This window comes from uncultured Mucilaginibacter sp., from assembly GCF_903913935.1.
Classification (GTDB): Bacteria; Bacteroidota; Bacteroidia; order Sphingobacteriales; family Sphingobacteriaceae; genus Mucilaginibacter.
The window spans coordinates 1-3,320 of the sequence record NZ_CAIWNH010000157.1; the positions used below are offsets into that span (position 1 = coordinate 1).

Here is a 3,320-nt window from a genome sequence, read left to right on the forward strand (position 1 = left end):
TAAAAACCTCATTCCTTTTGATACGGTATTTTGATCTCTAAGTTACATTAAATATATGAATCAAGGAGATTAGTCATTGGTCGGTAGGCATTGGGCATTGAATATTTTTGCAATATTTACAACTATCATAACCCATTCCAACTCCTTCACGGCCCTCAATAACGTAATCAACCCAATCCAACTCAATAAATCCAATCAACTAACCTACGGGATATTCAAATATTTATGCGTTTGCAGGGAGATCTCCCAGTGGGGATTCTTCATCACGTACTCAACGATCAGTGGAGTCATTTCTTTTGACTTCGACCATTCAGGCTGTAAATATAGTTTGCAGCCTGGCGAAACCAGTTTGGCATTTTCTTCGGCAAAAGCGAAATCCGACTTGTTGAAAATGATCACTTTAAGTTCGTCCGCATGCTCTGCCACATTTTTGGTTGGCGCCTTAAATTTCTTAGGCGAAAGGCAGATCCAGTCCCAATGGCCAGAAAGGGGATAAGCGCCGGAGGTTTCAATGAAAGTTTTAATGCCACGCCCCTGCAGGCCGGCGGTTAAATAATCCAGGTTATAGATCAGCGGCTCGCCACCGGTAACAACAACCGCCTTTGAAGGGTGTTTGGAAGCGTTTTCAACGATCTGATCGGCGTAGGTTAGCGCGTGCAACTCAGCATTCCAGCTTTCCTTAACATCGCACCAGTGACAGCCCACATCGCAACCGCCAAGGCGTATAAAATAGGCAGCCTTGCCGGTATGAAATCCCTCGCCCTGTATCGTGTAAAACTCTTCCATTAAAGGAAGCTGTGTACCATCTTCCGGAATTTGATGTGCCATAATTTGTTGCAAAATTACGTTTTTTGAGCCGAAAGGCGAAAGGGTAAAGGTTAAAGGTAGAATTGCAAGACACAAACCGGCCCGAATTCAAAATAAAATAAAAAACCTTTCACCTTTAGCCTTTTACCTTTCACCATTTTTCACTATTATTACTTAAAATTTGCTTTATGAAAAAAATATATTACCCGCTGCTCTTTTTCGTATTGCTGTGCTTTTCTTCTTGTTTCGACATCGAGGAGCGTTACGATTTTAAAACCGACGGATCATGCAATGTGCAGTATAATTTTGACATGGGCCGCGCGGTTTCGGTATTGATGAACCTGATGTCAGATTCGGTAAAGCAAACCCCTCAATTCTCCCTCGTAAAAGATACCACCCTTAATTTTTACTCGGCACTGCCGGATAGTACCCAACAGAAAATGACTTTTGATGAGGCCAATATGGCCAAAAGTAGCAATCTTTCAGTCAAAATGGACCTTAAGAAAAGTATCATGAGGGTAGGGATCAATCATACCGCAAAAAATGCTGCCGACCTGGAGTATTACTTAAAACACCTTTCAAAAATATCTCTGGATGGCCAGTTAAAAGCCGCAACCAATACCAAAACCACAAATGGCTTTGATGCCCAGCAACTGATTGCCGGCGAAGATTATTATTCGTACGAAATAAGCCCGCATAAGTTTTACCGGGTTATTGATAAGGCGAAATTTAATTCATTTTTAAAGAAAACGCAGTCAGCCTTTGCTATGGCGAAAGCAATGTTGATTGAGACCCCATATAAGCTGGTGCTGAATTTCGCAAAACCTATAAAAAAAATCAGCAATCCCAGGGCCATTGTATCCGCCGACCGTAAACGGGTGACCCTGGTAACCAATATGGATGAAGTGATGAAAAACCCAACATTAATGAATTTAAAGATCGATTTCTGACTAACGCGAATTTAAGAACGGGAACGATTGAAGTAATTTAGACGACATTCGGCAAAATAAATCCAAAATCGAATATTATCCTGTTAACATTGAATGTCAATTTATTTATCTTGGCATCCTTTCCGTTTGGGATTGGCTAATACTTGCATTGAATACATGAATAACAGAGCTATAGATTACATAACCGAAGATTTTTACGAGAGCCTGAGCTTTATGGATGGCGAGATGCCTGACCTGGATACAGTGAGGGACTTGTTTTTTGAAGATGGGGCGCTTTTTAACCTTAGCTTTGGCAAGCCGATCACCTACACAGTTGAATCATTTACCAGGTCAATAGAAGATTCCATTGAAGATGGGCAGCTAACTCAGTTTATGCAGCGGGAATTATATTCAAAAACTGAGATTTTTGGCCGGGTGGCCCAGCGCGTTAGTGTTTACGAATATAGTTTTGCCTATTACGAAATTGACAACCTGCCCAGGGGAGTCAACTACATCCAGTTTATCCAGGTGGATGATCTGTGGCGTATTACTTCCATGGCATGGAACGACGAGAGTGCCAATTACAGGGTCCCCGTGGATTTGATGAATATTTAAATGGTTTTGTTTGGACTGCTAACCGTGAAAATTATCAAAACGAATTTCCACTTGTTTTATTAGCGTCGTTAAACGCTACCTATTGCTCCATCAACAAGTATAACTATTTGCAAAAATAATTGGATATCTTTGAATAGTACTAATTGCTTGTATTTGTTCGTGTTACATTCCATTTACTCAAAAGCTAAATAAATTATATGTAGGATGAGTAAAAAGTTTAAAAGCAAAAGGCCGGGCATTATTGCCGGCCTTTTGCTTTTAAACTATAAACAGATCCACTTTTAGTGGTTATCTTGTTGTTTGTCTTTACGAATTTCTCTGCGGTTATCCTGGCGCATCCTTTGATTATGGTTGCGCATTCTCTGGTTCATATTGCGATCCCTGCGGTTCATGTTACGATTCCTCATGTTTTCGCGGTGCGCTCTTATATTGCGGCTGCGTACTATTTCGTGATTTCTAACACCCATCCAGTGGTTCCTGTATCTAACATCACGGCTGTTGCGGATCATCTCCTGGTCATGGCGGCCCCTGAATGAAGCATACCTGCCACGGTAATCGTTATCACGTAACCATGGGTCACGGTCATTAATTACCACTTTGTAGCCACGGTACAAATCATAATTGCGGTATCTTGCAGGTAAAAAGCCGCGGTGAACCCATGCGTTGTTCTCCATATAAATATATTCATGCGCATTTACGTCATAATACGCACCAACATCCGGTATATAGTAGTATCCTGCATGGTCTTAGCCAGTAGGGCCCCAATCTGGTTGGCTGCTAATGTTTAGCCCTACACCAACGCTCACTTGAGCGTCCGCGTATTTAAGTGACAGGCAGCTAATTGCTATAATTGCTGTAAAAATTATTTTTTTCATCTTGTGTCTAGTCCTGAAATAGGTTTACACATTAAGTAAACCCAAAATGGAGTATAAAAATGTGTCAGCAATCCTTTATGATCATAATGAAGGA

4 protein-coding genes are annotated in these 3,320 nt (G+C 41.1%); 2 read left to right on the top strand and 2 right to left on the bottom strand.

Annotated elements, in window-relative coordinates; all coding sequences use genetic code 11:
• Positions 1-204: 204 nt before the first annotated feature.
• Positions 205-828 carry a 7-carboxy-7-deazaguanine synthase QueE gene (locus QZY09_RS05905; RefSeq protein ID WP_295669479.1) on the bottom strand — a complete coding sequence of 208 codons (624 nt, stop codon included), beginning with the start codon at positions 826-828 and terminating at the stop codon, positions 205-207.
• A 167-nt stretch (positions 829-995) separates the two neighbouring features.
• On the opposite strand from QZY09_RS05905, the gene QZY09_RS05910 reads away from it, so the two are divergent.
• A complete protein-coding gene (locus QZY09_RS05910) occupies positions 996-1,757 on the top strand; it encodes a hypothetical protein (protein WP_295669481.1) in 762 nt (253 codons plus the stop codon).
• Between the two features lie 156 nt (positions 1,758-1,913).
• On the top strand, positions 1,914-2,351 hold the full coding sequence (locus tag QZY09_RS05915; protein WP_295669482.1) for a hypothetical protein: 438 nt from the start codon (positions 1,914-1,916) through the stop codon (positions 2,349-2,351).
• Positions 2,352-2,632: 281 nt separating this feature from the next.
• Here QZY09_RS05915 and QZY09_RS05920 read toward each other — a convergent pair whose 3' ends face one another.
• A complete protein-coding gene (locus QZY09_RS05920) occupies positions 2,633-3,025 on the bottom strand; it encodes a hypothetical protein (protein WP_295669484.1) in 393 nt (130 codons plus the stop codon).
• Positions 3,026-3,320 lie beyond the last annotated feature (295 nt).